This window comes from Actinomadura roseirufa, assembly GCF_900659635.1.
Taxonomy (GTDB): Bacteria; Actinomycetota; Actinomycetes; order Streptosporangiales; family Streptosporangiaceae; genus Spirillospora; species Spirillospora roseirufa.
On record NZ_CAACVB010000542.1, the window covers coordinates 1 to 1,825 of the forward strand.

The 1,825-nt window shown below is 76.7% G+C and carries 1 protein-coding gene and 1 pseudogene; both read right to left on the reverse strand.

Going from position 1 to position 1,825, the window contains the following annotated elements; all coding sequences use genetic code 11:
• The coding region (locus E1291_RS41250; protein WP_165495551.1) for a sodium/solute symporter at window positions 1-1,496 on the reverse strand (1,496 nt) is incomplete at its 3' end.
• Window positions 1,497-1,507: 11 nt separating this feature from the next.
• Window positions 1,508-1,825 (reverse strand): annotated as a pseudogene (locus tag E1291_RS42990) (hypothetical protein); the annotation flags it as partial.

Here is a 1,825-nt window from a genome sequence, read left to right on the forward strand (position 1 = left end):
AGCCCGCCGCCCGCCAGCAGCCCCGCGCCGGCGCCCGCCGCGGTGAGGCCGCGCCACCAGATGCCGAGCACCAGCAGCGGGCACAGCGAGCAGGCCGACAGGCACAGCGCCATCGTGACCAGGTTCGCGGCGCCCTGCGGGCCGATCCGCGGGAGCAGCGCCAGCGGCGCCGCCAGCGCGAACACCACGCCCGCCCGGAAGGCGGTCACGCCGCCGCGCCGCCGGGAGCGCTGCGAGACGGTCCCGGCGATGGCGACGACGATGCCGCACGAGGTGGAGATGAAGGCGGCGAACGCGCCCGCCGCGACCAGACCGGTCAGCAGCGCGCCGGGAAGGCCGGGGACCATCCGCCGCGGCAGCAGCAGGAGGGTCGCGTCGAGGTCCCCCGTCATCAGCAGCTCGGGCGTGTAGAGCCGCCCCAGCGTCCCGTACAGAATGGGGAAGACGTAGAACAGCGCGAGCATGCCCGGCACGAACGCGGCGGTCCTGCGGGCCGCGCTGCCGCAGGTGTTGGTGTAGAAGCGCATCAGGATGTGCGGCAGGCCCATGGTGCCGAGCAGGACGCAGAGCAGACCCGAGACGGTGCTGTACAGGTCGTGGCCCTCGTGCCGCCCGAACGGCGTCGCCCACGCGGCCCCGCGCTGGACGGGGAGGCGCCGGGCGTGCGGCACGGCCGTCCCGGCCGGGAACAGCAGGTCGGCGCCGGCGCCGACGGTGTGCGTGCCCGCGGCCAGCCTGACCCGCTCGCCCCGGTGGGCGGCGCCGTCCAGCCGCCCCCGCACGGTGACCTGGGTGTCGGCGGAGACCGTGACGGCCAGGCCCGCCTGGACGTGCACGCCGGTGTCGCGGCCGAAGCGCGGGAGCCGGCCGGCCGCCGGGTCCTCGCGGCCGTCCAGGTGCCAGAGCGCCAGCAGCGCCACCGCCGGGACGGCCACCGCCACCAGCTTCACCCAGAACTGCACGGCCTGGACGGCGGTGATGCTGCGCATGCCGCCGGACACGACCAGGAGCAGCGCGGCGGTGACCACGACGGCCCAGCCGGCCCACACCGGGGCGCCGGTCAGCACCCGGAGGGTGACGCCCGCGCCCTGGAACTGCGGCAGCAGGTAGAACCAGCCGATGAGGCAGACGCAGCCGGTGACGATCCGCCGCACGCCCGGCGAGCCCAGCCGCCACTCCGCGAAGTCGGAGATGGTGTAGGCGCCCGACCTGCGCAGCGGGGCCGTCACGAACGCCAGCAGCAGGACGTATCCGGCGGTCGCGCCGATGGGCAGCCACAGCATGTCGGCGCCGTAGGCGAGGACGAGCCCGGCGGTGCCGAGGTAGGCGGCGGCGGAGATGTACTCGCTGCTGATCGCCGAGGCGTTCCACCAGGGGGTGACGCCGCGCGAGGCGACGAGGAAGTCGGAGGTGGTCTGCGCGGTGCGGCGTCCGTACAGCCCGACGACGGCCGTCATGCCGAGCACCGCGACGAGCGCGCTCAGGGCGGCCGCCACCGCCATGACGGTCACGAACGGCCCGCCGGCCTCGTGAGGTCGCGTTCGGCCCGCTCCGCCCGGCGCAGATGGCGGACGGCGGTGCAGACCCAGACCGGCTGGACCCCGACGGCCAGCACCAGCCAGGCCAGCGGGACGCCGTGCGGCCGGGCCAGGCCGAGCGCCGGGACGAGGTCCAGCAGCACCGGCAGCCCGGTGACCACGCCCAGCACGACCGAGCCCGTCGCGAGCGCGGTGCGCAGCTGGGCCCGGATCAGCGCCCGGGTCTCGGCCGCGCCGGGCGCGGCCCGCGGCGCCCCGTCGTGGGCGACCGACCCGGGCGGGACGGG